At 63.3% G+C, this 25685-nt stretch carries 23 protein-coding genes; 14 read left to right on the top strand and 9 right to left on the bottom strand.

The genetic code is table 11. The annotated features are described in order from the left end of the window. Positions 1-3: 3 nt before the first annotated feature. Together VGU25_15240 and VGU25_15235 are read right to left on the bottom strand one after the other, a co-directional pair. A complete protein-coding gene (locus tag VGU25_15240) occupies positions 4-987 on the bottom strand; it encodes a VTT domain-containing protein (GenBank protein ID HEV2578558.1) in 984 nt (327 codons plus the stop codon). A gap of 75 nt (positions 988-1062) precedes the next feature. Further along, entirely contained in the window at positions 1063-4353 is a 3291-nt protein-coding gene (locus tag VGU25_15235) for a TonB-dependent receptor (GenBank protein ID HEV2578557.1), read from the bottom strand. A gap of 194 nt (positions 4354-4547) precedes the next feature. Here VGU25_15235 and VGU25_15230 point away from each other — a divergent pair, with 194 nt between their 5' ends. The 4 genes from VGU25_15230 (at position 4548) to VGU25_15215 (ending at position 7556) form a co-directional block, all read left to right on the top strand. After that, the gene (locus VGU25_15230; GenBank protein ID HEV2578556.1) at positions 4548-5147 is read left to right on the top strand and encodes a DUF4126 domain-containing protein; all 600 of its coding nucleotides are present in this window, start codon (positions 4548-4550) and stop codon (positions 5145-5147) included. A 77-nt stretch (positions 5148-5224) separates the two neighbouring features. Then, the gene (locus VGU25_15225; GenBank protein ID HEV2578555.1) at positions 5225-6538 is read left to right on the top strand and encodes a hypothetical protein; all 1314 of its coding nucleotides are present in this window, start codon (positions 5225-5227) and stop codon (positions 6536-6538) included. Between the two features lie 17 nt (positions 6539-6555). Next, positions 6556-7017 (top strand): dUTP diphosphatase, encoded by a 462-nt coding sequence (gene dut / locus VGU25_15220; protein HEV2578554.1) that lies wholly within the window; start codon positions 6556-6558, stop codon positions 7015-7017. A gap of 2 nt (positions 7018-7019) precedes the next feature. Further along, positions 7020-7556 carry a hypothetical protein gene (locus VGU25_15215; protein ID HEV2578553.1) on the top strand — a complete coding sequence of 179 codons (537 nt, stop codon included), beginning with the start codon at positions 7020-7022 and terminating at the stop codon, positions 7554-7556. A gap of 60 nt (positions 7557-7616) precedes the next feature. On the opposite strand, the gene VGU25_15210 is transcribed toward VGU25_15215, so the two are convergent. Next, positions 7617-9266, bottom strand: a complete 1650-nt coding sequence (locus VGU25_15210; GenBank protein HEV2578552.1) for a hypothetical protein — start codon at positions 9264-9266, stop codon at positions 7617-7619. A 431-nt stretch (positions 9267-9697) separates the two neighbouring features. Here VGU25_15210 and VGU25_15205 point away from each other — a divergent pair, with 431 nt between their 5' ends. Together VGU25_15205 and VGU25_15200 are read left to right on the top strand one after the other, a co-directional pair. Continuing rightward, on the top strand, positions 9698-12589 hold the full coding sequence (locus VGU25_15205; protein ID HEV2578551.1) for an aconitate hydratase: 2892 nt from the start codon (positions 9698-9700) through the stop codon (positions 12587-12589). Positions 12590-12591: 2 nt separating this feature from the next. Further along, positions 12592-13248 (top strand): class I SAM-dependent methyltransferase, encoded by a 657-nt coding sequence (locus tag VGU25_15200; protein ID HEV2578550.1) that lies wholly within the window; start codon positions 12592-12594, stop codon positions 13246-13248. Between the two features lie 6 nt (positions 13249-13254). On the opposite strand, the gene VGU25_15195 is transcribed toward VGU25_15200, so the two are convergent. After that, positions 13255-13878 (bottom strand): HAD family phosphatase, encoded by a 624-nt coding sequence (locus VGU25_15195; protein ID HEV2578549.1) that lies wholly within the window; start codon positions 13876-13878, stop codon positions 13255-13257. Between the two features lie 35 nt (positions 13879-13913). Between VGU25_15195 and trpC the strand changes: the two genes are divergently transcribed. The 4 genes from trpC to VGU25_15175 all read left to right on the top strand — a co-directional run bounded on the left by trpC (position 13914) and on the right by VGU25_15175 (position 18010). Continuing rightward, the gene (gene trpC / locus VGU25_15190; protein HEV2578548.1) at positions 13914-14729 is read left to right on the top strand and encodes an indole-3-glycerol phosphate synthase TrpC; all 816 of its coding nucleotides are present in this window, start codon (positions 13914-13916) and stop codon (positions 14727-14729) included. Positions 14730-14771: 42 nt separating this feature from the next. Next, complete coding sequence (locus tag VGU25_15185; protein ID HEV2578547.1) at positions 14772-15566, top strand: phosphoribosylanthranilate isomerase; 795 nt, start codon at positions 14772-14774, stop codon at positions 15564-15566. Between the two features lie 174 nt (positions 15567-15740). Further along, on the top strand, positions 15741-16364 hold the full coding sequence (locus VGU25_15180; protein ID HEV2578546.1) for a MerR family transcriptional regulator: 624 nt from the start codon (positions 15741-15743) through the stop codon (positions 16362-16364). Positions 16365-16369: 5 nt separating this feature from the next. Then, positions 16370-18010: a lipid II flippase MurJ gene (locus VGU25_15175; GenBank protein ID HEV2578545.1), complete on the top strand. Its 1641-nt coding sequence runs from the start codon at positions 16370-16372 to the stop codon at positions 18008-18010. 73 nt (positions 18011-18083) lie between these two features. Here the strand turns inward: VGU25_15175 and VGU25_15170 are convergent, their stop codons facing one another. After that, entirely contained in the window at positions 18084-18395 is a 312-nt protein-coding gene (locus VGU25_15170; GenBank protein ID HEV2578544.1) for a hypothetical protein, read from the bottom strand. Positions 18396-18458: 63 nt separating this feature from the next. Further along, positions 18459-18680, bottom strand: a complete 222-nt coding sequence (iscX, locus tag VGU25_15165) for a Fe-S cluster assembly protein IscX (protein ID HEV2578543.1) — start codon at positions 18678-18680, stop codon at positions 18459-18461. 150 nt (positions 18681-18830) lie between these two features. Between iscX and VGU25_15160 the strand changes: the two genes are divergently transcribed. Next, a complete protein-coding gene (locus VGU25_15160; GenBank protein HEV2578542.1) occupies positions 18831-19838 on the top strand; it encodes a radical SAM protein in 1008 nt (335 codons plus the stop codon). A gap of 65 nt (positions 19839-19903) precedes the next feature. Here VGU25_15160 and VGU25_15155 read toward each other — a convergent pair whose 3' ends face one another. Next, positions 19904-20590: a thioredoxin domain-containing protein gene (locus tag VGU25_15155; GenBank protein ID HEV2578541.1), complete on the bottom strand. Its 687-nt coding sequence runs from the start codon at positions 20588-20590 to the stop codon at positions 19904-19906. Between the two features lie 127 nt (positions 20591-20717). Here VGU25_15155 and rmuC point away from each other — a divergent pair, with 127 nt between their 5' ends. After that, positions 20718-22220, top strand: a complete 1503-nt coding sequence (gene rmuC / locus VGU25_15150) for a DNA recombination protein RmuC (GenBank protein HEV2578540.1) — start codon at positions 20718-20720, stop codon at positions 22218-22220. Between the two features lie 83 nt (positions 22221-22303). On the opposite strand, the gene VGU25_15145 is transcribed toward rmuC, so the two are convergent. Next, the gene (locus VGU25_15145; protein HEV2578539.1) at positions 22304-22504 is read right to left on the bottom strand and encodes a hypothetical protein; all 201 of its coding nucleotides are present in this window, start codon (positions 22502-22504) and stop codon (positions 22304-22306) included. Between the two features lie 550 nt (positions 22505-23054). On the opposite strand from VGU25_15145, the gene VGU25_15140 reads away from it, so the two are divergent. After that, a complete protein-coding gene (locus VGU25_15140; GenBank protein ID HEV2578538.1) occupies positions 23055-23297 on the top strand; it encodes an acyl carrier protein in 243 nt (80 codons plus the stop codon). Between the two features lie 64 nt (positions 23298-23361). Further along, a complete protein-coding gene (gene fabF / locus VGU25_15135; GenBank protein ID HEV2578537.1) occupies positions 23362-24618 on the top strand; it encodes a beta-ketoacyl-ACP synthase II in 1257 nt (418 codons plus the stop codon). A gap of 106 nt (positions 24619-24724) precedes the next feature. On the opposite strand, the gene VGU25_15130 is transcribed toward fabF, so the two are convergent. Beyond that, a complete protein-coding gene (locus tag VGU25_15130) occupies positions 24725-25639 on the bottom strand; it encodes a DUF72 domain-containing protein (GenBank protein ID HEV2578536.1) in 915 nt (304 codons plus the stop codon). Positions 25640-25685 lie beyond the last annotated feature (46 nt).

Below are 25685 nucleotides of genomic sequence, written 5' to 3'. Positions count from 1 at the left end.
GACTTAGTTGAATTTCGGTAGATGCTCGACGTCGGTGGGCGGTACTGGTTCCAGCGGACCACCAGCTTTGATCCATGCCTTCAGTCCGCCGGCGATCACTTTGGTGGAGCAGTTCTCTTTTTCGAGCTCGCGCGCGACGCGAACGCTGGTGGCGTCGCGGGCGCAGGAGCAGTAGAGATAGATCTCGCACTCCGGCGCCATGAACTCGCGCAGGGCCTCGAGCTCTTCGCGGAGGCGGTTGGGCTCGACGCGGATGGAGTTCTTGATGCGTTGCGCGGAGGGATCGTAATAGCCGTGCGAACGAACATCGGCAATCACGAGGAGCTTATCGTGCGTCGCCGCTTTCAGGCGGTCGTAGAGCTGGTCGGCGGCGACGCGCTCGATGTTGCTGAAGCGGTTGTCGCGCAAAGAGCTGCCGAGCAGCCAGAGGATATACAGCACGACCACGCCGCTGAGAGTGGCTGCGGTGAGATGCCCGACCCGAACAACCCAGCGGACGATGTCGCGGAGAAATGGCGCGCAGAGGAAGCCGACGGTGCTCCATGCGGTGGTGTAGAAGAGCACGCCACAGGCGTCGAGCTTGAGGAAGCGGGTGAGGCGCATGTTGAGGCTGCCGGCCAGCGGAGCGGCAACCGTGCCGAGACCCGGGACAAACTTGGCGAACAGCAGGGTGCGCGGCCCGCGGCGATAAAACGAGCGCGCGGAGCCGAAGATGCAGGTCTCCGGATTGAGGCTGACACGGCAGAGGCCGGCGAGGAGCCACCAACCTGTAAATCGGCCGCCGAAATACATGATGGTGTCGCCGAGGAGCGCGGCGGAGGCGGCGCACAGGATGACCAGACCGAGGTTCAGCGAACCGGCGCTGGCGGCGGCTCCGGCGGTGAGGAGCACGATGGAAAGGGGCAGCGGAAGGCCGCATGACGACAGCAGCAGAATGAGCGCCGTCGCCGCATACCCGTGATTCTGCACTGCGGCAAGCAGGCTCATAGCCCTTTAGACTCCCGAAACGTACGAATACTACGGGTTGGATGCGGAAAGATGCCGGTTCGTCGCGTAATGAGGTTAGAACTCAAGTCGTAGTCCTATTTCGAGCTGGCGCTCGCGGCTAACTCCAGCGGTTGAAGAGGTTGGACTGCCGAATGGCGGAGTCGTGATGCCCTCGGCCGCGACGGTTGGGGCGTTCTGAAAGATCAGCGGCGTGGGGGCGCCGGTGGTTGCAGGCGTGCCGACGAGAAAGGCACGGGTTTCGACGCGCGAGAGGCTTTGGGTGTTCAGGAGGTTGAACGCTTGGGCAAAGGCGTTGAGCCGGATGTGCTCGTGGAACGTGAACCCGCGGCCGGCGCGGAGATCGAGGTGACTGCGCATGGGCAGGCGCAGAGTGTTGCGGCCGAGGGTGGGGAGATACGTGGCTCCGCCGGAGCCGTTGATGGAGTCGCGGCCACCGGAGAGCGCCGTGCCGCCGAAGATGCCATAGCTGTACGGAGCGCCGCTGCCGACGGCAGCAATGGTCGCGAGCTGCCAGCCGGAAAGCGTGCGGCGGAAGGACTCCGGTCCGTGGTGCAGCGAAGAGCGGAGGAGAAGATCGCCGGCAAAGCGATGGCGGATGTCGAGGCTGGAGAGGCCTTTATCGTAGGCATCGGTGAAGGGGTCGAACTGGCCGTTTTCGCGGGGCGTTGCGGAGAGCTGAGGGCCGTAGTCGATGGCGCGGGCGAAGGTGTAGCTGCCGCGGAATTGTGCAGAGCGCAGGTGCAGGCGGCCTTCGGCGTTGAAGGAGTGATAGGTGGCGTTCGCGTTGGAGACAAGTGCGGTGACGGGACCGAAGGCGGTTGTGCGCCGAGTGGTGTAAAGCGGAACGGTGAAGGTCTGGCCGGAGAAGAGGCCGGGGTAGGTATCGCCTCCCTGGAGAATGAACTGCTTGATTGTTGGCGAGGGCGTGATGTTGAGGTCGATGGTCTGCGGAAGCTGCGTGGCAATGGCCATGGCGTAACCGGCGCGGAATTGGATGTGGCGGGTGCCGTGTTCAAGCGAGAGCGTCGCGCGCTGCACGGCCGGGAGACGGAAGCGGTTGGAGAAGATGAGCGCGGAGGTCGTCTGCGCAACGGCAGACGGAGGCTCCGCGGTGTAGGCGCAGGGATAGCCGAAGCCCTGGTTGGCAACTTGCGGGCATTCGGTGATGGTGGACGGCGTGATGCGGATGCGGCGGGTCGTGTTGGTGAGTGCGGTATCGGTGAGTGCGGCGTTGACGGTGGCTCCGGCGATGCGGCCGTAGAACACGCCGTAGCCAAGACGTGCGACGAGGATGCGGCCGCGCCGTGGTGCCCAGGCGAGCGAAAATCTCGGACCGAGGTTGTTGCGGTCTTCGGGAATGACAGAAGTGGCACCGCCGATGGCCGAGCCAAAGGTGCTTATGATCTGGTCCAGTTGGGGGTTTGGATTTTGCGGTGGAGGAAGGAGAGTGTAGTCGTAGCGCGCGCCGACGGTGAGGGAAAGTGAGTGCGGGAGACGAAGAGCGTCTTCGCCGAAGAGGGCAAATTCGTGCGTAACGAATTGCGAGGATGCGGCGCTGAAGTTCTGCGTGAAGCTGCGGAAGCAGAAGTAGTGGACTGCGGCGGTGATGCTCGGGCAGGCGCCGTTGGGATACGCGTGGACGTTGAAGGTGTAGTCGGTGATCCAGTCGGCGAGGCCGCCATCGCGGCCGTTGGTGGTACCGCTGTCGTAGAGGAAGGTGCCGGCGGCATTCGTCGATCCGGCGATGATGTCGGTGATGCGGCTCCAGTCGGCGCCAGCGACAAGCAGGTGGCGGCCGTGAGCAAGTGAGAACGTGTCGGCGAGTTGCAGGCGGCGTTCGTCTGGATACGCGGTGCGGCCGACGCTGGATGGCGTACCGTAGCTGAATCCGTTGGGCGCGATGGAAACCTGCGGAGCGAAACCGCCGGCGCTGATGGCGGGCTCCTGCGGGAGCGGCGCGTGCGGGGTTTCATATTCGAGGTCGCGCGCGAACTGGCCGCGGAGTTCGTTCGTCGAGAGCGGCGACACGCGATAGAGCCAGCGGCTCGTAACGGCATCGACGTGCAGCGTGCTGGTGGCGAGGCTGGCGCGGCCGCGCGGAACCACACCTTCGGAGGCGCCGGTGCCGGAGCCGGTCGGCGAGTCGAAGCGGTTGCCGATGTAGCCGAACGTGAGCTGCTGCCTCGGCGTGAGCACAATGTCGAGGCGCGCGAAGCTCAGGAAGCGGCTGGCGTTGCGCTGCTGCGCGCCGCTGAGGCTATCGAGGAAATTGAGCGCGGTGTTCGCAGCAGCGGGAGAGACGCCGCGGTTCGCGAGAAGCGCGAGCTGTTCCGGCGTGAGCGCATAGAAGTTTGCCGTCGCGGGAGTAGAGACGATTTGGCCGGAGCGAAGTTGGATCTCCAGCGAGGTGTACAGCGAGGCGTGACGCAACCATGGCGAAGGAACGCGAGAGAGTGGAAGTCCGACGGCCGCGCCAAACTGCGCGAGGCTGTCTGCGGGTTTGAGCAGCTCCGATGTGACCGCGCCGTCGTTATAGTGCGTGACGATCGAGAAGGGATTGGTTGCGGCGAAGACGCTCTGGCGCGTGAGAGCGAATGCCGTGCCGTGGAAACGCTCGGCCTGACCGCGCGACGTGACGGCGATGACGCCGCCGGCGCCGCCATACTGCGCGGAAAAGGAGTGCGGCTGGAGCTGGAACGAACGTGTGGCGGACTCGTTGAAGGTGGCCGAGGTGCGGGGGCCTCCGGCGGCTGAGCCACGCGGACCGGAGCGGAAGTTCTGCATGGTGGAGAGGCCGTCGAGCAGCGTGGAATTTGCAGTCGGCGACAGGCCGCTGACGCTTGGGCCGGCGGAACCGAGCTCCGCTGTCTCACGCGCGGCTGCGGGCGTGGCGGGTTCGTCGCCAGTGGTCTCGTCTGCCGGGGCGCCGGCGAGAGTCGCGTCATGCGCGGCGGAATCAAGTTCGGAGAGCTCGAGCGCGTCCAATGTGAGGAGCGCGGCAGTTGGTGGGACTTGCGGTTGCGGAGGAGCGCACGAGGCGAGGTCGATGGTCGCTTCCGTGATCGCGCCGGGCGAGATGGAGACGGGCTGCGCAGCGCACTGACCCGCAGCGAGTGTGTAGTCGCCGGGCGGCAGGTCCAGGAAAGTGAAGGAACCGTCGCGCGCGGAAGAGATCCTCTGCCGCCACGAGCTGTCGTCGCGCTGGATCAGCATGCTGACGGCTACGTCGGGTGTCCCGGGTGGCGTGAGGATGCGTCCACGCAATGCGCCATCGATGGGACTCTGAGCGAACAACGGAGAGCCCGTGAAGAAAGCGAGTGCGAGGGTGAAACGGACCAGCGGCAAACGGACCCTGCTCCGGAAGACGCCGGAGCTGCTGAAGCGCGAAAGGAACAAACCCGTTGAGCCGCGGACGGTCAGCGAGAGGAGAAACGGAGCGTGTTTCGAGGTTAGCGGAGCGGCCGCGACCTGCGGAATAACACCAGCAGTACGGCAGAAGACCCGATCGTGCAGCTACAATCCTCACGCGGGAGAACGCGATGTTCGATCCGGGCAGACTTACCGCGTTGCTTGTGGCTGTCAGCTTCGCGGCTGGGTTGAACCTGTACGTAACGATCGCGGTTCTCGGCCTGCTGGCTCGCTTCCACGCGCTGCAACTGCCCGCAGGTCTGTCGATGCTGGATCACACCTGGGTGATTGCGCTCGCGATCGGCCTCAGCGCGATCGAGGCGGTCGCCGACAAGATTCCCTATTTCGACCTGGTCTGGAACGCTGTTCACACCTTCATTCGCGTGCCGGCGGCGGCGATTCTTGCCTACCAGGCGGCAAATCAACTGTCGCCGGCGGAGCACGCTCTGGTAACCGTGGCTGCGGCGGCGATTGCGGGTGTGGCTCACACGGCGAAGACTTCGGCGCGGGTAGCGGTCTCGGCGACGCCCGAGCCGCTTTCAAACGCCGTGCTGAGCGCGTCAGAAGATGTTGCCGCGGGAGGAATCACGTGGATCGCAACCGTGCATCCGTACGCCGGCGCAGCGATTGTCGTGGCGGCACTCCTGGCGGCCATCATCCTGATGCGATTCCTTCTCCGCGGTGCGCGCAGAGTCGTGGCGCGGCTGCGCGGCCAGCCGGCCGCCGCCTGAGGCGCAGCGGGTCGCAAGGATAGACTGAGAAAGCGTTCTGATCCTTTCTCGTGTCGACAACGTCCACTAAACCAAGCTTGTTTCGTGCGCCTCGCAGCCTTTTCTGGTTAGCATTTGCGCTGCGCGTCGCGTGCATCGCGATCGGGCATACCTATCGCGTCCGCCTCATCAACGACCACTTCGACTTTGGATTCGAGGCCGGACGCATCGCGAAATCGCTGGTCGAAGGGCATGGTTACGCGAATCCGTTCAACGGCGTCAGTGGGCCGACGGCGTGGCTGCCGCCCATCTATCCGCTGCTGCTGGCGCTCGCGTTCAAGCTGTTCGGCGTGTACACGAATGCGGCGGCATTCTTCGTTCTGACCGTTGACAGCGTGTTCTCAGCGCTGATCGCTCCCGCGGTGTATGAGATTGCGGCGCGGTGCTTCGATGCGTATGGAATCGCGCGCAGAGCGTCGACGAAGGCGGCTCCGGTTGCGCTGTGGGCAGGGTGGTTGTGGGCAGTGTACCCAGCGGCACTGCAGTATGCCGTGCACTGGTTTTGGGAGACGTCGCTCTCGACAGGGATTTTTGCCTGGACGATCGTGCTCGCGCTGCGGCTGCGCGGAACTGGCCTGACCAGCGAAGACGCGGAGCGCGATGGCGCGGGGCAGCTCGGCAGGTGGGCTGCGTTCGGTGCGCTGTGGGCGCTGGTGGCGCTCTCGAACGCGTCGATCCTAATCGGATTGCCTGCTGCCGGACTGTGGATCATCTGGCCGAAGTTGAAGTCTCTGCATATCCGGCAGGTCATCGCTGGGCCGGTGCTCGCGGGCATCGTGTTCGCTGCGGTGATGAGCCCGTGGTGGATCCGCAATGAGCGAGTCTTCGGCAGGTTCGTTGCGACACGCTCGAACTTCGGCGCGGAGCTGTATGAATCCGTGCTTCCCTCGCACGACGGGTTCCCGTGGGGACCGACGCTGCCGATGTGGCCGGGCGCGCCGAAGTTCAGGCAGTACGTGCAGATGGGCGAACTGCGCTACTCGGCGATGCGAAAGCAGCAGGCCGTAGAGCTCATCCGTGAAAATCCGAAGCAGTTCTGGAAGTATGCTGACGACCGTTTCATCTTCTTCTGGTCGAACATTCCGCACCCGCCCGAGAACAAAATGATGCAGGAGATCGGGCGGCGCGTGAACTACAGCTTCCTGAGCCTGGCGGGATTGATGGGTCTGGCGCTCGCACTGCGGCGGCGCGTGCCCGGCGCGGCGCTGATGGGATGGATGTTTGTGTTGCTTCCGCTGCCGTACTACTTCGTCACGGTGCAGGCGCGCTTCCGGCATCCGCTGGAGCCACTGATTACGGTGCTTGCCGTGTACCTCTTCCGCTCGACTGAGCCGCGAAAGCGAATCTCGTAGATGAGAGACTGGCAGGGATGAACGATTCGAAGGCATCGCCCAGGATTCTTGTGCAGCGTCTGCTGCCGGCAGCGCAACTGCCTCGATATGCGCACACCGGACCCTACGGGGATCTGGCCGCAGATTTATTCGCGGCAGAGGCCGCCACGCTAGCCCCGATCGGCGAGCCAGGCAGCACGGTTGCCGTGCGCACCGGACTCGCGCTGGAGCTGCCATCGTCACACGGCGCGCTGGTGGAAGACCGCTCCGGGTTGGCGCTGCGCGGTGTCACGACGCTTGCCGGCGTGATCGATCCGGGCTATCGCGGCGAGCTGAAGGTCATCATCACGAACCTGTCGCCGGAGGAGCAGATGATTGCGCCCGGGCACAGAATTGCGCAGCTGCGCGTGGTGGAACGCATCCAGGCGAGCTTTGAAGAGACGGACATGCTTGCGGAGACGCCGCGTGGACAAGGCGGCTTCGGGTCTACCGGAGCATAGTTGTGGCTGTCGACGGTGATTTGGTGCGGCAGCTGCGCGAAGTGGCGAGTCGGTGTGAGAACAGACCGAATGCTGCGCTCGAGAGCCTGCCCGCGGGATTTCAGCACATCGACGATGTGATCGTGCTGCTGCAGCCGTTGCGGATCGCTGCAGAAGACGCTCAGGACGCGCTGCTATCCACATTGCAGCGGCTTGCAGAGAAGAACTTTCTGACAGCAACGCAATCCGTTGGCGAGGGCGGCGTGTGGGCGGCGTTGCTGTGCGGATGCGCTGGGTACGGCTACGGATTCCACGCCGAGCTGAGTGAGAGCGAGGGAGCAACGGCTCGCGAGGCGCTGTTGGGCGAAGGACCCTCGCGTGTTCTGGTGAGCGCGCGACCCAAAGCCCATCTTCCGTTGGCCAACTTCGTGGAGCGTGGCGGAAGGTTTACAGCGGAAGCGATCGGCCGCGTAACCTCGCGAGATATTCGCGTGCACTGGATGGGCCAGACGTTGTTTGAAGCTGCAAGCCTGGACGAATTAACGCTACTGAACTACTAAAACAAAAGGTGCCCGGCACGCCGAAAGCGAACCGGGCACTTTTGGTTTCATGGCTATTGGTTAGCGATGGCCGTGCTCGTCGCCGCGGTTTGCGGGGGCGGGATTTCCATGCTGCTGAGGTGGCGGCGCAGGATGAGCCTGCGGCGGTGGTGCCTGCGGACGCGGTGCTGGCGCTGGCGCCGGCCGGTTCTCAACGTGCTGCTGCGGCTGAGGCATTGGGCGCGGCTGCGGCTGCATGCGCGCCTGCGGTTGCGGCTGCGGGCGTGCCTGAGGTTGCGGCTGTGGACGGTTCTCCATCCGCTGTTGCGGTTGTGGCTGAGGCTGCGGACGTTGCTGCGGCTGCGGTTGCGGACGGTTCTCCATCCGCGGCTGCGGCTGCGGCGAGGGTTGATGCTCGAACCGCGGGTTCGTATTCGGCTGCGGTTGTGGCTGCGGCCGGTTTTCTACACGCGGTTGCGGCTGAGGTTGTGCGCGGTTGTCATAGCGTGGCGCTGCCGCATTCGGCTGCGGTTGCGCACGATTGTCAAAACGCGGGTTACCGGCATTCGGTTGCGGCTGAGGCTGCGCTCGGTTGTCGTAGCGCGGCGCGGCGCCATTCGGCTGCGGTTGCACCGCGCGGTTGTCGACACGGGGCGCTTCGTTGTAGGGCTGCGGCCGTGCACCGTTCACACCACGGTCGTTCATGTAGGCGCCGTTGGGCTGACCCGGACGAGCGCCCGGAGCAGGACCGGCAGGCTCCGCCACGCGAGGCGCTGGAGCAATGCCGCGTGTGTTCGCAAAGCCATGCTGCGCTGAGGCCATCGCGGGCCGGCCGTGGTTCTGGTTGTAGAACTGCGCGCGGTTCTGCGAGGCCTCAACGCGAACCTGATTCTGCGCGGCCAATGGCGCGGTGTGGGCTTCACGCATCGCCGCGACCTCGGTCGGTCGAGGCTGCACGCTGATACCGCCGCGGCCGCCGTTGTAGCTCACGCGGTTCGCCGGCTGAACGCCGTAGCGGACATTGTTATAGACCACCGGCCGCTGGTAGACGTTTCGAATCCCACCGCCGACGCGAGTCACAGCAGTGTTGTAGTAGAAGTGGTCGTTGTTCCAGTAGCCGCCGAAGTAGCCGATCCCGATGTAGCCGAAGCCATAATCGATGCCGCCGTAGTAGCCGACGTGACGTCCCCAGTAGCCGTGGTGGAAGCGATAGCGGCCGCCGTACCAGCCCCAGTAGGGCGGAGTCCAAAGCGCGCCATAATAGGGCGGCTCAACCCAGGCGCCCGGCACCCAGTAGTAGCCCTCTTGTCCCCATGACCAATAACCCGGCGTCCATATGTAGTCAGGCCCGGGAGCCGGCGGCTGATCGTAATCGGGCAGCGGCGGAGGCGGCTGCGTGGTGTCTTCGAGCGCCTCTTCGCCGGCGAGCTCCTGATCGGGGTAGCCGGCCTGCGGAGCGTAACCCTGCTGCGGATAGCCCTGCTCGATCGGAGCGGGCGCCTGCTGCGGGTAGCCGGGCTGCTGCGGATAAGACTCACCCTGCTGCTCCGGCGTGTAGGCGGCGTTTTGTCCAAGAACCTGCGTCTGGCCGTTGGCCGGCGCCATATTGGCCGCGGCTGGATCCGGCCCGGCGTTGGCCTGGCTGCTGTGGCATCCGGCGGCTAGCGCCAGTGTGCCCGAGAAAGCGATCGCGCCTAAGGCACGACGAATGGTGGTGGCTGTGACTTGCATCCCTTGGCTCCTGGCGGCTCTCCTGAAATTCCTGGAGCACGCCCCTACGATAGGTACAAACCCATCAACTTTGTATAAGATGCGGCGTTCTCTGCCGGGGTCAGCCGCGGGCCCGGCTCATCTTGGTATGTACGGCCAGCCAAAGGGTTTGGCGGATGCGGCCAATGTGGCAAAAGAGCTACACTGTGGGCATGTCGCGCTCCCCTCTCAAGCGCTTCCGTCGTGGCCGTCACGATCGCGGGCGTTCGACCTGCTAAACGCCGCGCGCGCCTTTCCCTTCCGGACTCGCTATCATCCAGAATTGTTCGCCTGTCATCCTCGCTGTCGCGCTCGCTTGAGCCGCGCGTCGATGCGGGCCTCATCCACTGCCCTCGCTGGCCGATGCCAGACAAGGCGGCGCTCCTTCAAAGGAGCTTCAAGGAGATTCAGACATGGCTACCTCAAACGCTCATCCTGACAGCTTTCACGCAGCCGCCGAATTGAAGTCCGGCAGCAAGACTGTGCGTTACTTCCGCCTGGCCGCGCTTGCGTCCACCGGCGCGAAGCTGGAGCGGCTACCGTACTCGCTGCGCATCCTGCTCGAAAACCTCCTGCGCCGCGAAGACGGCGTGACCGTGACGGCCGACGACATTCGCTTCCTCGCCAACTGGGACGCCAAGGCTGAGCCCTCGCGCGAGATCGCCTTTATGCCCGCGCGCGTGCTGATGCAGGACTTCACCGGCGTGCCCGCCATCGTTGACCTCGCGGCGATGCGCGATGCGATGAAGGTGCTTGGCGGCGATGCGCAGAAGATCAATCCGCTCGTTCCGGCAGAGCTGGTCATCGACCACTCCGTGCAGGTGGACGAGTACGGAAGCGCGAAGGCCTACGATCTAAACGCGGCGCTCGAGTTTCAGCGCAACCGCGAGCGCTATGCCTTCCTCAAGTGGGGACAGACCGCGTTCGACAACTTCTCCGCCGTGCCGCCCGGCATGGGCATCTGCCACCAGGTGAACCTCGAGTACCTCGCGCGCGTGGTCTTCACGAAAGAAGAGAACGGCCAGACGATCGCGTACCCGGACACTCTCGTTGGCACGGACTCGCACACGACGATGATCAACGGACTGGGCGTGCTGGGATGGGGCGTGGGCGGCATTGAAGCCGAGGCCGCAATGCTTGGACAGCCGGTGAGCATGCTCGTTCCGCAGGTCGTCGGATTCAAGCTGACCGGCAAGCTGCGCGAAGGCACCACTGCTACAGATCTCGTGCTCACCGTGACGGAGATGCTGCGCAAGTTCGGCGTTGTGAGCAAGTTCGTCGAGTTCTACGGCTCTGGCATCAGCCAGCTTCCGCTCGCCGATCGCGCGACCATCGCGAACATGGCGCCGGAGTATGGCGCGACCTGCGGCATCTTCCCGGTGGACGCCGAGACACTGAACTATCTGCGCCTCACGGGGCGCACTGAAGAGCACATCGCGCTGACCGAGGCGTACTACAAGGCGCAGGGCCTCTTCCACACACCGGACGCGCCCGAAGCCGTGTACTCCGGCACGCTGTCGCTCGACCTCAGCACAGTAGAGCCGAGCGTCGCCGGACCGAAGCGTCCGCAGGATCGCGTGCTGTTGCGCGAAACGCCGGAGAGCTTCGCGAAGGTGCTGCCGAGCCTGCTCGGACCGAACGCGAACAAGAACGAGGTGCGCCAGATGGTGCGCTGGGAGGGCGAAGGCGGCCACACCAGTGCTGACGGAAATCTCGCGAGCTCCGTCGGTTCACCGACGCCGGAGGTTCCGGTGAGCGTCACCGTGACGGCGACGTCGCACGAGAAGCCGATGGGAGGTCAGCAGCAGACCGCGACGCCCGAAGAGCACACGGTGCGTGCGCGTTTCGGCGTGGATCCTGACAAATACATGAGCAACGGCTCGATTGTGATTGCGGCCATTACAAGCTGCACCAACACGTCGAATCCGTACGTGATGGTCGCGGCGGGTCTGCTCGCGAAGAAGGCTGTTGAGGCAGGGCTGAGCACGCCGCCATGGGTGAAGACCTCGCTCGCGCCGGGCTCGCGTGTCGTCACCGACTACTACACGCGCGCCGGCCTGCTGCCGTACCTCGACAAGCTGCGCTTCCAGGTTGTCGGCTACGGCTGCACGACCTGCATCGGCAACTCCGGCCCGCTGCCTGAGGATGTCTCGAAGTCGATTGAGGAGCACGGCCTCGTGGCTGTCAGCGTGCTCAGCGGCAATCGCAACTTCGAGGGCCGCATCTCGCCGGAGGTGCGTGCGAACTACCTGATGTCGCCGCCCCTGGTCGTCGCGTATGCGCTCGCCGGGCACATCGAGCACAACTTCGACACAGAGCCGCTGGGCAAGGGCTCGAATGGCAAGGAAGTGTTTTTGCGCGACATCTGGCCGAGCCAGAAGGAAGTCTCCGACGCCGTCGCGGCATCGATCGACTCCGAGATGTTCCGCCAGCAATACAGCACGGTGAGCGACGGCGATGCCAACTGGCAGAACCTGAAGTTTCCCAGCGGCGACACCTACGGATGGGAGCAGGACTCGACCTACATCCGCAAGGCGCCGTACTTCGACGGCATGCCGGCCACGCCAGCTGCTGTCGAGAACATCAAGGGCGCGCGCGTGCTGGCGTGGCTCGGCGATTCTGTCACAACCGACCACATCTCTCCCGCCGGATCGATCAAGCTGAACGGCCCTGCAGGCAAGTACCTCACCGAGCACGGCGTGAAGCCGTTCGAGTTCAACTCGTACGGATCGCGCCGCGGCAATCACGAGGTGATGGTGCGCGGAACCTTTGCCAACGTTCGCCTGCGTAACAAACTGGCGCCGGGAACTGAGGGCGGCGTGACACGCCTGCTACCTGCGGGCGAAGGCATGAGCATCTACGATGCTTCGGTTAAATATGCTGAGCGCGGCACGCCGCTGTGCATCATCGCGGGCAAGGAGTACGGTTCAGGCTCGTCGCGCGACTGGGCGGCGAAGGGACCGCGGCTGCTCGGCATCCGCTTTGTCATCGCGGAGAGCTACGAGCGCATTCACCGGAGCAATCTTGTTGGCATGGGTATCCTGCCGCTCGAATTTGAAGCGGGCAAGAATGCCGATTCGCTTGGGCTGAACGGCGAGGAAACCTACGACATCGTGGGCTTCAAGGAGCGGCTCGACCAGAAATTCGAGAACGGCCGCACTGTTACCGTCGTCGCCACGTCGCCCGACGGTAAGAAGAAGACCTTCGAGGCGCGCATCCGCATCGACACGCCGCAGGAGATCCTCTACTACCAGCACGGCGGCATTCTGCAGTACGTGCTGCGGCAGCTTGCGGGCAAGGCGTAGCAATGGGCCTGTTCCGCAAAAAGCTGAAGCAGGAGCACAAGGTGATGCTGCAGCACGACCGCGCAGGCGGCGTGCTGCAGCCCGAATATCACCGCGCCACGCCGGAGTGCCCGCACCCCGAGCAGTGGTCGATGTTTGACTCCATGACCGCCGAGCTCGAAGTGCTGGAGCTGCTCGCCACGCTGGTCACCACGCTGAAGCCGCAGCTCATCGTCGAGACCGGAAGCTTCCTCGGCGTTTCGACAGAGTGGATCGCACGCGGCCTCGATCGCAACGCAAGCAGCGGTTCACCCGCAGGCAAGATCATCAGTTGCGAGTACGACCCCGTCGTCTTTGCGCGTGCCAAGGAACGCTTTGCGACAAGCCCCCTCGCAAAGTACATCGACCTCCGCAACGAGAGCTCGCTTGAGATGCACGTCGACGGCACCATCGATCTGCTGTTCTCGGACTCCGACCCCGATCTGCGCGAGGCGGAAGTAAAGCGCTTTCTCCCGCAGATGAATCCCAACGGTCTCATCGTGATTCACGATGCGAGCTCACACCTGAAGACCGTTCGCGACGCAGCGAAGAAGCTCGAGCGCGAAGGCCTGATCTCCGTACTGCTGCTGCCGACGCCTCGCGGCCTCGTGCTCGCGCAACCAAAAGCCGCTCTGAGATAGCTGGCGCTACACACTCACCGCGAGCGGATGCACCGGCACACGCACCCACGTCATTCCCGCGGCCTCCGCCGCCTTGATCCCCAAATCCGCATCCTCGAAGACAAGGCAATCTGCCGGCGCGACATTCAGCATGCGCGCCGCCGTGAGGAACGGCTCAGGATCGGGCTTGCCATGCGTGTAGTCCTCCGCGCCCACCACGGCGTCGAAGCACTTGTCCAGGTGCAGCGCCTCCAGCGTGCGCGTAATCGTCAGGCACGGCGAGCCCGACACAACAGCCATCGGAATCTTCCCGTGCTGCTCCGTGATGTGCGCCGCCACGGACGCAATCGGCCGCACCCTGTCGATCATCTCCAGGTACAGCTGCTCCTTGCGGTGCACGACCTCCGGCGGAGACATGTGATAGCCAAAACGCTCGTTCAGCATCTCCACCGTGCGCGGCAGCGGAATCCCGCCCCACGCCCAGAAAAGTTCTTCCGGAAATTCGCCGCCGTGCTCGCGCACCGCCTGCTGCCACGTGATCAGGTGCACGGGCATCGAGTCCGCAATCGTTCCATCCAGATCAAACAAATAAGCGCCAAACGCACGATCAGGAATCGGCAGACGCTCGGTCGATGTCTTCACTTCAGCCATTGCTTCCATCGTAGCCCTTTCGCGCTTGCCGTAGCATGGAAGAGATGAGTCTCGCCGCCGCACGCACGATGTATTTGCCGGAGATCCTGACGCATACGCGCGAAGTTGTCGCCGAGCGTAAGGCCGCGACGGACATGCGCGCCATGGAGCGTGCCGCAGCCGAGCATCAGCCGCGCGGGTTCGCACGTGCGCTGCGTTCCAAGGCGCAGACCAGTCCTGCCATCATCGCGGAGCTAAAGAAAGCGTCACCGTCGAAAGGCCTGATTCGTGCCGAGTTCGACCCCGCTGCACTAGCGAAAGAGATGGAACAGGCCGGAGCCGCAGTCCTCTCGGTGTTGACCGACGAAAAGTTCTTCCAGGGATCGCTCGAGAATCTGCGCCTTGCCTCGGCAGCCGCGTCGATCCCATGCCTGCGCAAGGACTTCATGGTCGATCCATTCCAGATCGTGGAAGCCCGCGCAAACAACGCCGACGCGATTCTCCTGATCGTTGCCGCGCTCACAGACTCCGAGCTGCGCACGCTGCGCGATGAAGCCCTCCGTTACGAACTGGACGTCCTCTGCGAGGTTCACGATGCCGAAGAGCTCGACCGCGCGCTTGCGCTCGACTGCGAATGCGTCGGCGTCAACAGCCGCGATCTGCGCACCTTTGAGGTCTCACTCGATCGCGCGTGCGAGCTCGCCGCCCGACTCCCACAATCCGCAGTGCGTGTGGCGGAGAGCGGCATCCACACACGCGAGGACATGCAGCGCCTCCGCGCCGCCGGCTACGAAGCCTTCCTCATCGGCGAATCCCTCATGCGCCAGCCGCGACCCGGAGAAGCGCTGAAGAAATTAGTGAATAGTGAATAAGACCTGAACATAGCCGCGTTCATCTTCGTCGTTGTAACCGCTTTGGCTTTCTTCACTATTCACTACTCACTCTTCACTTCCCTTATGTTCATCAAGATCTGCGCCAACACGAACCTGCAGGACGCTCAACTCGCCGCCGAGTTGGGCGCCGATGCGGTCGGCTTCGTCTTCGCGCCCAGCCGCCGGCGCATGATTGCCTCTCAGGTCGCCGAAATCACGCCGCATCTTCCTGGCAGCGTGCTCACCGTTGGCGTCTTCGCGACAACGGACGCCGACGAGATCATCCGCGCCGTCCGTGAGGCCGGCCTGCAGGCCGCGCAACTCCACAGCGAACTGAACCCCGAGCTCATCGCCAAACTGAACGAGGCCTTCGAGGGCCACGTGCAGTTGATCCAGACAGTTCCCTTCAACGTCTATTCGGGCGACAACGCCGGATTCTCTGCGACGCTCGCGCGCACGCTCACGACGCCGGGTCTTCGGGCCGTGCTCGTCGATGCCGCGCGCCGAGGCCAATCCGGTGGTCTCGGCATGGCGTTCGATTGGGAGCTTGCCGCGCAGGAGATTCGCCTCGCCTGCAACACCGCGGCGGCCGCTTCCGGTGCGGATCTGCCGCCGTTGATCGTCGCGGGCGGCTTGCACTCCCGCAACGTCGCCTCCGCGATTGAGGTGCTGAAGCCCTGGGGCGTGGATGTCGCCAGCGGTGTCGAACTTTCACCGGGCCGTAAAGATCCGCTCAGGCTGCGGCAATTTATCTCCGCCGCGCGGGGCTCCGCCGGGTGGACTGAGCCATGGACACCCCTGACGCCGAAAGGCGGCAAGAAACCGGCAAAAACCTAAAGGAGAGCTTTAACCCGGTGTTTACTCCTGTGGTTCCCGGTCGCCTCCCCCGTAAGTAGAAGATCGCGCAGGGGAACCGCGAAAACTACTGGCCCTTGGCCCTCCAGCGACCTATACTTTGGGTCAAGACCGGGACGCCAGAAAGTGGTTACCCGGTGGTGTCGCCGCGATTGCATGGGAACCCATCAGCCAATTCGCAAGACCGTAGCGCCTGAGATCCCCGACAAGCTCTACTTCCGGATCGGCGATGTCGCGCGGCTGTGCGAAGTCCCCGCGTATGTACTGCGCTTCTGGGAGACGGAGTTCCCGCAGCTCAAGCCCAATAAAGGCGGCACGGGCCAACGGCTGTATCGCAAGCGCGACGTCGAGATGGCCCTGCGCATCAAGAGCCTCCTCTACGACCAGGGTTACACGATTCCAGGCGCGCGGCAGGTCTTCAAGAATGAAATAAAGCCGCGCGAAGCGGTGACGCCGTTTGAGCCTGTTCCCATCGCTGCCTCAACTCCCGCGCTGGTTCCCGTGGAAGCCCCGGCAATCGGCCCAAACACTGAAAAGGCCCCCATCGAGGCGCGCCTGCGGGCGCTCCGCAAAGAGATGCAGCAGCTTCTTGCATTGCTGGGCTCGCCCGCGGCAAACACCGAAGCTCCCGCGATGCGGCCCAAGCCTTTGCGTCCGCGGCTTGTGACAGACTCCCGGCCGAAGCCCGAATCCAAGCTGGCTCCAAAGCGCGAACCCAGAATCGTTGAGCCCGTTGAGCCCGTGGAGCGCCGCCAACGTGACCTGTTCCCCATTGAATGAGCCCGTTGCAACCACCTACTCCCCCGACTGAAATCTCATCTTCTGCGTCGCTTCCTGCCGAGACGCCGCCGCGTCGCCACTCGCGTCTGAATCTGTTTCGCAGCTCGCACGGTCACACCGTCGGTTCAGCAGCCATGCTGCTGATGTTGAGCTCGCTCCTATCCGGCGTGCTCGCGCTCATCAGAATCAAATACGTCAACTATCTGTTTGGCGCCGGCCCTGCGCAGGATGCCTATCGCGCGGCATTCAAGTTGCCGGACCTGCTCTCCTATTTCCTTACCGGCGGAGCCGTCGCGATTTCACTCATCACCGTGCTCAACCGCTATCTCGTCAGCGACGACGAAGAGGGGGCTGACCGTGCGCTCTCCGTCGTGATGACCACGATGCTTCTCGTGCTCTGCGCCGGCGTGCTGCTCGGAGAGGTGATCGCACCTTACTACGTGTGGTTCGCCAACAAAGGCTTTCGCCACGACGAATTACGCTCAGCCCTCTGCACCTCGATGACCCGCATCATTCTGCCCGCGCAGTTGTTCTTTTTCATCGGCAGCTGTATGAGCGCGCGCCTGCAGGTGCGAAAGATCTTCATCTACCAGGCCGGAGTTCCGCTGATCTACAACGGCGGCATCATCCTGGGCGCCCTGTTCCTTCACAAGCAGATCGGTATCTACTCGCTTGCGGTGGGCGTGCTGGCCGGTGTCATCGTTGGCGCTCTCCTGCTGAACACCCTTGGCGCCGTACGCACCGGCTTCCGGTATCGCCCCGTCATCGGCTTCAGGGACCCCGCGTTTGTCGAATGGTTCAAGCTGACACTTCCTCTCATGATCGGCGTCTCGCTGGTTATGTTTGACGGCTACTTCCTCAACTACTTCGGTTCCCTGCGCGAAGGCGGCATCACCCTCATCGGCAACGCGAAGGACCTCTTCAACGCGCCCTTCAATGTCATCGGCCCCGCGGCCGGCGCAGCATCGCTTCCGTTCTTCGCCTCGCTCTATCAGCAGGGACGCGCTCACGATTTCTCGCATTCAGTCAGCCGTTCGGTGTCGCGACTCTTCGCGGTGGGCATGCTCGTTTCGGCATGGATGATCGCGCTGGCGCCCTGGCTGCTCGATCTCTTCCGCGGCGGAAAATTCCATCGCACCGACGCTGCGGAGACGACACGGCTGTTCATCATCCTCTCCGTCACCCTTGCCATCTGGGCCGTGCAGGGAATCTATGCGCGCTCGTTTTACGCCGCCAGCGACACGCGCACGCCTGCAATTACCGGCACCGTCATTACCGTGCTCTCAGTGCCGATGTACTGGAGCCTCTTTCGCGCGCTCGGTCTGGAAGGCCTTGCGCTCGCCTCCGATCTTGGCATCCTCGTGCAGACCGCAACCCTCGCCTGGCTCCTGCACCACAAACGGCTGGTGAATTTTCAGCATCTCGAGTTTCGCGAGTTGGGCCGGTCTCTCGCGGCTGCCATCCTTGCTCTTCTCGCCGCCGGTGGCCTTGTCCGCGTCATGCCGCGAGTGTCCACGCACGCTGGCGATCTCCTCATCATTGCGATAGGGACTGCGGTGTGGGCGCTGCTCTGCTTCGCCGTCCTTCGCCTCACCGGCTCCCGCCTGCCTGACCAGATACTCCGCCGCAAAGCGCAAACCGTTTGAACTGAAACGCCGCGCCAGAGCAAGGCTCCGAGCGCGGCGTTCGACTTCAAAAATTGTTCAGCAGTGCATCAATCTAGTAAGGGCTGTCGGCCTTTGCAGCTGCCTTGTCGGCGTCGTACTGCTTGTCGTTAGCCTTGCGAACCTTCTTGCTGTTCGCCGCCTTCGCCTCGGCCTTGTCAGCCTTCGCCTGTTCCTTATCAGCCTTCTCATCCTTCTTCAGCTGATGATGCGTCATCGGTCGGTCTACAACGGGGCCCGACGCCGTGGCGCTGGTGGTTGTCGTTGTCTGCGTCGTCGTCTGCTGCTGCGTCGCTTCCTGCGCAAACACCGGGGTCGCGCTAATCGCGAGCGCTACTGCAAAAATCGCTGCACGTTCGAACTTCATAGGATTCCTCCTCGTGCCTTAGACGGCGACCGAAGGACTGGCGTGGTATCGATTCGCGCGAAATCATCCCTCTTTCGCGTCCTCATACTCTTCATGCCATCGCATTTGAATGGCTTCCAGCAAGCCTTCATTCGATTTTTGAGGATCTCCTACAAAGCCAGGCAACTCCGTGATCCATTTGTGCATGTCCGTAAACCGCACCGTGAACGGATCCACTTCGGGGAATCGCTCCTGCAGTTGAATCGCAATCTCGAGTGTGTCGCTCCATTCAATCTCACGCGGCATCGTATAGCTCCTTTGTGTGAGCTTTCAGTCTATTCGAGCAAGCGCCTCCGCCGACCCTCCTGACCAGCCATCCACGGTAGAATAGAAGCAGGCATGAGTGCACAAACCTCACAGAAGAGCAGCTCCGGGACCAGATCCCCGCGACGGCGTATGACCGCGCAGCGGCGGCTCATCGCTGCGTCGCGCCGCCTGCGCGAGCTCAAGTCCATCGGCTCTGCTCTGGCCGACACCGCGCATCCCTACATGGCGCACATCGTGCCCATGCGCCGCTGCAATCTGGCCTGCACCTACTGCAACGAATTCGACGATTTCTCGAAGCCGGTCGACATCGACGAGATGCGCCGCCGCATCGGCGAGCTCGGCCGCCTCGGCACCTCCGTCATCACCATCTCCGGCGGCGAGCCACTGCTGCACCCCGAGCTCGACGACGTCATCCGCGCCATTCGCGACACCGGCGCCATCGCCGGCATGATCACCAACGGCTATCTGCTGATGCCTGACCGCATCCATCGGCTCAACAAAGCCGGCCTCGATCACATGCAGATCTCCATCGACAACGTCATGCCCGACGAGGTCTCGAAGAAGTCCCTCAAAGTGCTCGACGCGAAGCTGCGCATGCTCGCCGAACACGCCGACTTCCACGTGAACATCAACTCCGTCGTCGGCGGCGGCATCGAGCACCCCGAGGACGCACTCACCGTCTCAAAGCGCGCTCTCGAACTCGGCTTCAGCTCCACCATCGGCATCATTCACGACGGCACCGGCCAACTGAAGCCCCTCGGCGCACGCGAGCGCAAAGTCTGGGACGAAGTCCGCCGGCTCACCCGCCGCAGCTACTCGCGCTTCAACCACTTTCAGGAAGCCATCGCCAACGGCCAGCCGAACGACTGGCGCTGCCGTGCAGGCTCGCGCTACCTCTACGTTTGCGAAAACGGCTTGGTGCACTATTGCAGCCAGCAGCGCGGCTATCCCGCGACCCCCATCGCCGACTACACCACCGAGGACGTCAAGCGCGAGTTCCTCACCGAAAAAAGCTGCGCTCCCAACTGCACCATCTCCTGCGTGCACCAGGTCAGCTACATCGACCACTGGCGCGCCCCGCAGCACGAGAGCACAACGCCCGGCGCCGGCGCTTCAGACCTCGTCCAGATTCAATAGCCATCCAGGCACCAGCAGAAAGGCCGCCCTCTGGCGGCCTTTGCTTTGTTGTCTCCTTGCGGAGCTTACTGATGATGCGTCGTCGCAGAAGGCCGACGCGCCGAAGCCGCCGTCGGCTCTGCCACCCACTGCTTCGCCATATCGATCGCCGCATCCAGCTGCGAAACATCCTTCACCTGGATCCAGCGATGCGGCGTAACGATCACGATCGTCGGCGTCTCCACCAGCCCCAGCTTTTTGCCGAGATCGACCTCAGTTTCCACCTCGCGCTCCAACTGCCCCGTCGGATCCACGACAAACGGCAGCTGCTTCCCATGCTGGCTCATGAACTGCTTCGTGAAGTTGAGGAGGTCGTCCTGCGACGCGATGCGGTACTGCGCCGCGAACACCTGCCGGCGATAGTCCTCCGCCAATTGCGGCGAAATCTTGTCTTTCATGTAGCGCGAATACAGCGCCGCCTGGTGGCTCCAGATGTGACCCGGAATCAGGAAGTCATACTCCACCAGCGGAATGTGGTACTGGTTCACCGCGGCGTGCACAAACGGAAACGCGTGCGCGCAAGCCGGGCACTCCAGGTCTTCCCACTCGATGACGGCAAGCTTCACGCCGGCGGGCGGCTTCAGCATCGAGGTGTCGATGAAATGGCTCACCTCGTTGGGCGGCATCGAAATCTGCGCCGCGGCGAAACCAGCCGAGACGAACGAGCCAAACATTGCAATGGCGAGGAGGCGGCGAAGACCGAAAGAACGCACTCTAGAGGACCTTCTGGAGCAAAGTGTTGCTCTCTCTCCATTGAATCATCAAGCCTCGCCCCGCGCCAATTCGGCCGCCTTTTCCCGCCAACCCGGGTGCTATGCTCTGAAGCGAAGGAAAATCGAAATGACGCTCGCATTGCTCGCCGTCGAACTGCTGCTCCTGATCGCCATCCTCTTCGTCGTGCTGCGCCGCCGGCAGGCAGGCAGCGAGCCGGCAATCGAAGACCCGCGGCTGGCAGCGCTCGCCTCCGAGCTGCCCACGCACTTCGCCCGGCTTGAGACACGGCTCGCGACGCTCGACGAACACCTCCGCAGCAGCCTCGCACAGGTCCGCACCGACACATCCTCCGAGGCACAGGCAGGCCGCGAAGCCGCCGAACGCTCCGCCGCCGCGCTCCGCACCGAAGTCCTCGGAAACGTGAACGCACTCGGCGAGGCACTGCGCAGCGGCCTCGACAGCTTCCGCCAGGACAACACCCGCGCCTCCGAAACCCTTCGCCAGTCCGTCGAGGCGCAACTCGGCGGCCTGACCCAGCGCTTCATGGGCTTCGCCACCGACATGGCGCAGCAGCACGGTGACAACCGTGATGCCCTCGACAGAAGCCTGGCAGATCTAAGAGCGACCCAGGCCAGTGAGCAGGAGAAATTGCGCGAGAGCGTGCAGCAGCGACTCGAACTTCTGCGCGACTCGAACGAAAAGAAGCTCGAAGAGATGCGCAATGTCGTCGACGAGAAGCTGCAGAAAACATTGCATTCCCGCCTCACGGAAAGCTTCGGCCAGGTGACCGACCAGCTCGCCAAGGTCCACACTGGTCTGGGCGAGATGAACACGCTCTCCGCCGGGGTTAGCGACCTGAACCGCATGTTCTCCAACGTAAAATCGCGCGGCGGCTTTGCCGAAGTGCAGCTCGGCAATCTGCTCGAGCAGGTCCTCGCTTCGGGCCAGTACGTCAAGAACGCGCGAGTGAAGGAAAACACGCAGGAGGTCGTCGAGTATGCCGTCAAGTTCCCCGGCCCGGCTGGCGACGACGTTCTCCTGCCCATCGACGCGAAGTTCCCGCGCGAGGATTGGGAGCGGCTCGAGAGCGCCTACGAGCTAGGCGACCAGGCCGCCATCGAGCAGGCACGCCGCGCGTTTGACTCCGCCATCCGAACCGAAGGCAAGCGCATCTGCTCGAAGTACATCAACGAACCCGTCACGACGCCCTACGCCATCATGTTCCTTCCCACCGAAGGCCTCTACGCCGAGGTGCTTCGCCGCGACGGCTTGCAGGCCGAGCTGCACCAGCAATGCCGTGTTATGGTCGCCGGCCCCTCGAACCTCTACGCGCTGCTCACCAGCTTCAAGCTCGGCTTCAGCATGCTGAACCTGCAGAAGAAGGGCAACGAGGTCTGGAACGTCCTCTCACGCGCGCAGAAGGAGTTCAAGACCTTCGAAGGCCTGATGGACTCCATGGAAAAACAGGTTGGCACAGTTCAGAACACCATCCAGAAGCTGGGCGTGCGGACGCGTGCTATCAACCGCACGCTGCGCGATGTCGGCACCGAGGCAGACGGATCGCTTCCTGGCCACGCCGCAGCACTGCACGGTGTCCTGCCCTTGCTGGCAGCCGAAGACGATGAATAAATCTCAGCCGGATTCTGAAATTGGGGAATGAAGGGGCTGACGGTCGCCCCTGTGAAGCGATCCGCGACCCGGGAACGGGGCGCTTAGAACGGCTGGTTGAACGACGCCGCGTGCTCCAGCCGTCGGGCGTGGCCGTCGTCCCGGCAGAAGGTCCGGGTCCGGCACATCGTGCACTCCCACGGAAACATGCCGAAGGCGGGCAGCAGGCGCATCTGGGTCCAGCCCCTGCGGTTCAAACGGCGAAGATGACCCGAGCCGCAATGCTTGCAGACTCTATTACTCAAGGGATTGACCTCCTCAGTGATTGGCGACCGAGCAGGGGGCCCGAATTTTGGTGGCCCCCATGCTAGGCGCGAACGGTCGAAACAAGTAGAAGATTGCGCGGCAGGGAACCCGGTTAGATGCCCTGCCTCCGTGCTGATAGAGAGCATTCTGCTTTCGCGCCCAACCGCCCGCTATCCCACGACAAGACGGGCCCGCCCACGGAACGTGTCAGGTCACGTGCCCTGCACGGGCCACATGACCTTAGTAGGTGGTAGGCGTAACACTCGCGGGTGGTGTGTGTAATAGCCGGAGGTCGCAGGCGTCACGAACAGAAGGTTGCAGTCATTGCAACGGAAAGGGCCACGAACCTGCATCAGAGATTGCAACGGGCGCTGGGAGCTCTGGGCCCCGATCAATCTCGACGTCCGCTCCAGAAGACCGAAAACCGTGCTGTTCTTTACACGTAGAGGGAGCCTAAGTATCCTTGCACACTGAGGCAACTTGAGCGGACGCTAGTTTCAGGACACACGTTCCCCGTGACTCAGAAGGAATCCATAGGAGATTGGAACAATGGCAGCAGTTGATGAGAAGGTGAAACAAATTATTGTCGAGCAGCTTCAGGTGGACGAGGCTGAAGTGACCCCCGGCGCCAGCTTTCAGGAAGACCTGGGCGCCGATTCGCTCGACGTGGTCGAACTGGTAATGCAGTTCGAAGAGGCCTTCGACATCCAGATTCCGGATGAGGACGCGGAAAAGATCAAGACCGTCAAGGACGCCACGGACTACATCGAAAAGCACCAGAAAGAAAAGTAAGACGTAGCGGAAGGGGCCATCTTTAGATGGCCCGGCAAAGACCGCTACGCCCCCAAGGAAAGTAATGATGGAGCAGCGACGCGTTGTCGTCACCGGCCTCGGCGCCTTGTGCGGGGTCGGGAACACCGCCGCCGAGGTGTGGGAAGGCCTGATGGCCGGCCGCAGTGGCATGGCCGAGATCACCGCCTTTGACCTCACCGGGCATTCTGTCCGGTTTGCGGCCGAGGTCAAAAACTTTGACCCCCACCAGTTCGTGGAGAAGAAAGAGGCCCGCAAGATGGGCCGCTTCATCCACTTTGCGATGGCAGCCTCGGACGAAGCCATGAAGCACTCCGGCCTCCAGGTCACGCCGGAGATCGCCGACAACGTCGGCGTGCACATCGGCTCCGGCATCGGCGGCTTCGATGTCATCGAGCGCGAGCACACCAACCTGATGAACGGCGGCCCGCGTCGCATCTCGCCGTTCTTCATCCCGGCCTCGATCGTCAACCTCGCGGCCGGCCACGTCTCCATCCGGTACGGCGCCCGCGGACCCAACGAGGCCACCGCAACCGCCTGCACCACCTCCGCGCACTCCATCGGCGACGCCTTCCGCATCATCCAGCGCGGCGACGCCGACGCCATGATCGCCGGCGGTGCCGAAGGTGCCATCACCCCCATGGGCGTCGGCGGATTCGCGGCCATGAAGGCGCTCTCCACCCGCAATGACGACCCCACCCACGCATCCCGCCCCTTCGACAAGGACCGCGACGGCTTCGTCGTCGGCGAAGGCGCCGGCATCCTCATCCTTGAAGAGCTCGAGTTCGCCCAGCGCCGCGGAGCCAACATCCTCGCCGAAATCATCGGCTACGGCATGTCCGCCGACGCCTTCCACATGACCGGCATGGCCCCTGAGGGCGAAGGCTGCTTCCGCTCCATGAAGCACGCCCTCAAGGTGGCCGGCATCGCGCCCGACAAGATCGACTACGTCAACGCCCACGCCACCTCGACACCGCTCGGCGACGCCCTCGAGTCCAAGGCCCTCGAAAACGTCTTCGGCGAGCGCGCCCTGAACCACACGCTCCTCGTCAGTTCCACCAAGTCCATGACCGGCCACCTGCTCGGCGGCGCCGGCGGCCTTGAAGCCGTCATCACCATCCTCGCGATGCAAAAGCAGATCGCCCCGCCGACTATGAACCTCGAGAACGTCGACCCTCAGTGCCGGCTCAACTACGTCCCCAACAAGGCTCAGCCCGCCAAAATCGACTACGCCCTCTCCAACAGCTTCGGCTTCGGCGGCACCAACGGCTCCCTCGTCTTCAAACGCTGGGGCGTCGACTAGATCGTCTTCGCTTCTAGGTAACCCGAGGCTTTAGCCTCGGGTTTCTTAGCTCATAAAGAGGAATAGGGGGCTTTAGCCGGGTGCCCCATTCATGACGACGCAGTCGTCATGGGTGGGGTCCACCGTCCTCCAGGGACTTGAGTCGCTCCGCCACCTTCTTCTGCAATCCCATCGCATCAAACGGCGCCCGTACCTTCGCATCATTGTCGAAGTACACATAAACATCCCGCGCACACGCCTCCGCCTCTGTCTCGCACGCCCTGCGTCCCTGCGCCGTGCCAACCGTCGCCCACGCTACCACCCGATCCGCCCACTCATCCAGCGCCGCGTCCTCGTACCCGCTGGCGTACAGCTCCTCCGACCCGTGCAGCCGTACATAAACAAAATCCGCCGTCACATCAAACAGCAGCGGCCACTCCACCGTATCCGCGACCACCAGCGCCACATCATGCTCGCGCAGCAGCTTTACAAACTCCTCACACGCAAAGCTCTCATCCCGAATCTCAATCGCATGACGAATCGGCGTGCCCTTTTTCACCCCCGCAGTCACCTCCACGCTCGCCCGACCCTCCAGCCGCTCGTCATGTCCGCGCGCCAGCACGGCCGCCGCTCCATGCGTCCTTGGCAGCAAATCAAAAAAATCTCTGAACCGCCCAGCCTCAAACCGTAACTGCGGCGGAAACTGCCACAAAATCGGCCCCAGCTTCTTCCCCAGTTCCAGCAATCCGCTCGCAAAGAAATTCGCCAGCGGCTGCTCGGCATTGCGCAGCTTCAGCATGTGGGTCAGGTAGCGCGACCCTTTTACCGCGAACACAAAATCATCCGGCGTCGCCGCGCTCCAGTCGCGAAAATACCCAGGTTTTTGCAGCGAATAAAACGTCCCGTTGATCTCCACACTTGGAAACTTCGTCGCTGCAAACTCCAACTCGCGCCGCTGCGGCAGCTTCGGCGGATAAAACACGCCGCGCCATCCCGCATACCGCCAGCCCGAAATCCCGATCCTCACCAGACTCGTTTTCATCGACTCGCAACCCCCGCCAAATACCGCAACCAGCCCAACAACCCAG

Source organism: Acidobacteriaceae bacterium (genome assembly GCA_035944135.1).
Lineage (GTDB): Bacteria > Acidobacteriota > Terriglobia > Terriglobales > Acidobacteriaceae > Granulicella.
The sequence above is the reverse complement of the archived record's forward strand: the minus strand, read 5'-3'. Positions and strand labels throughout refer to the sequence as shown.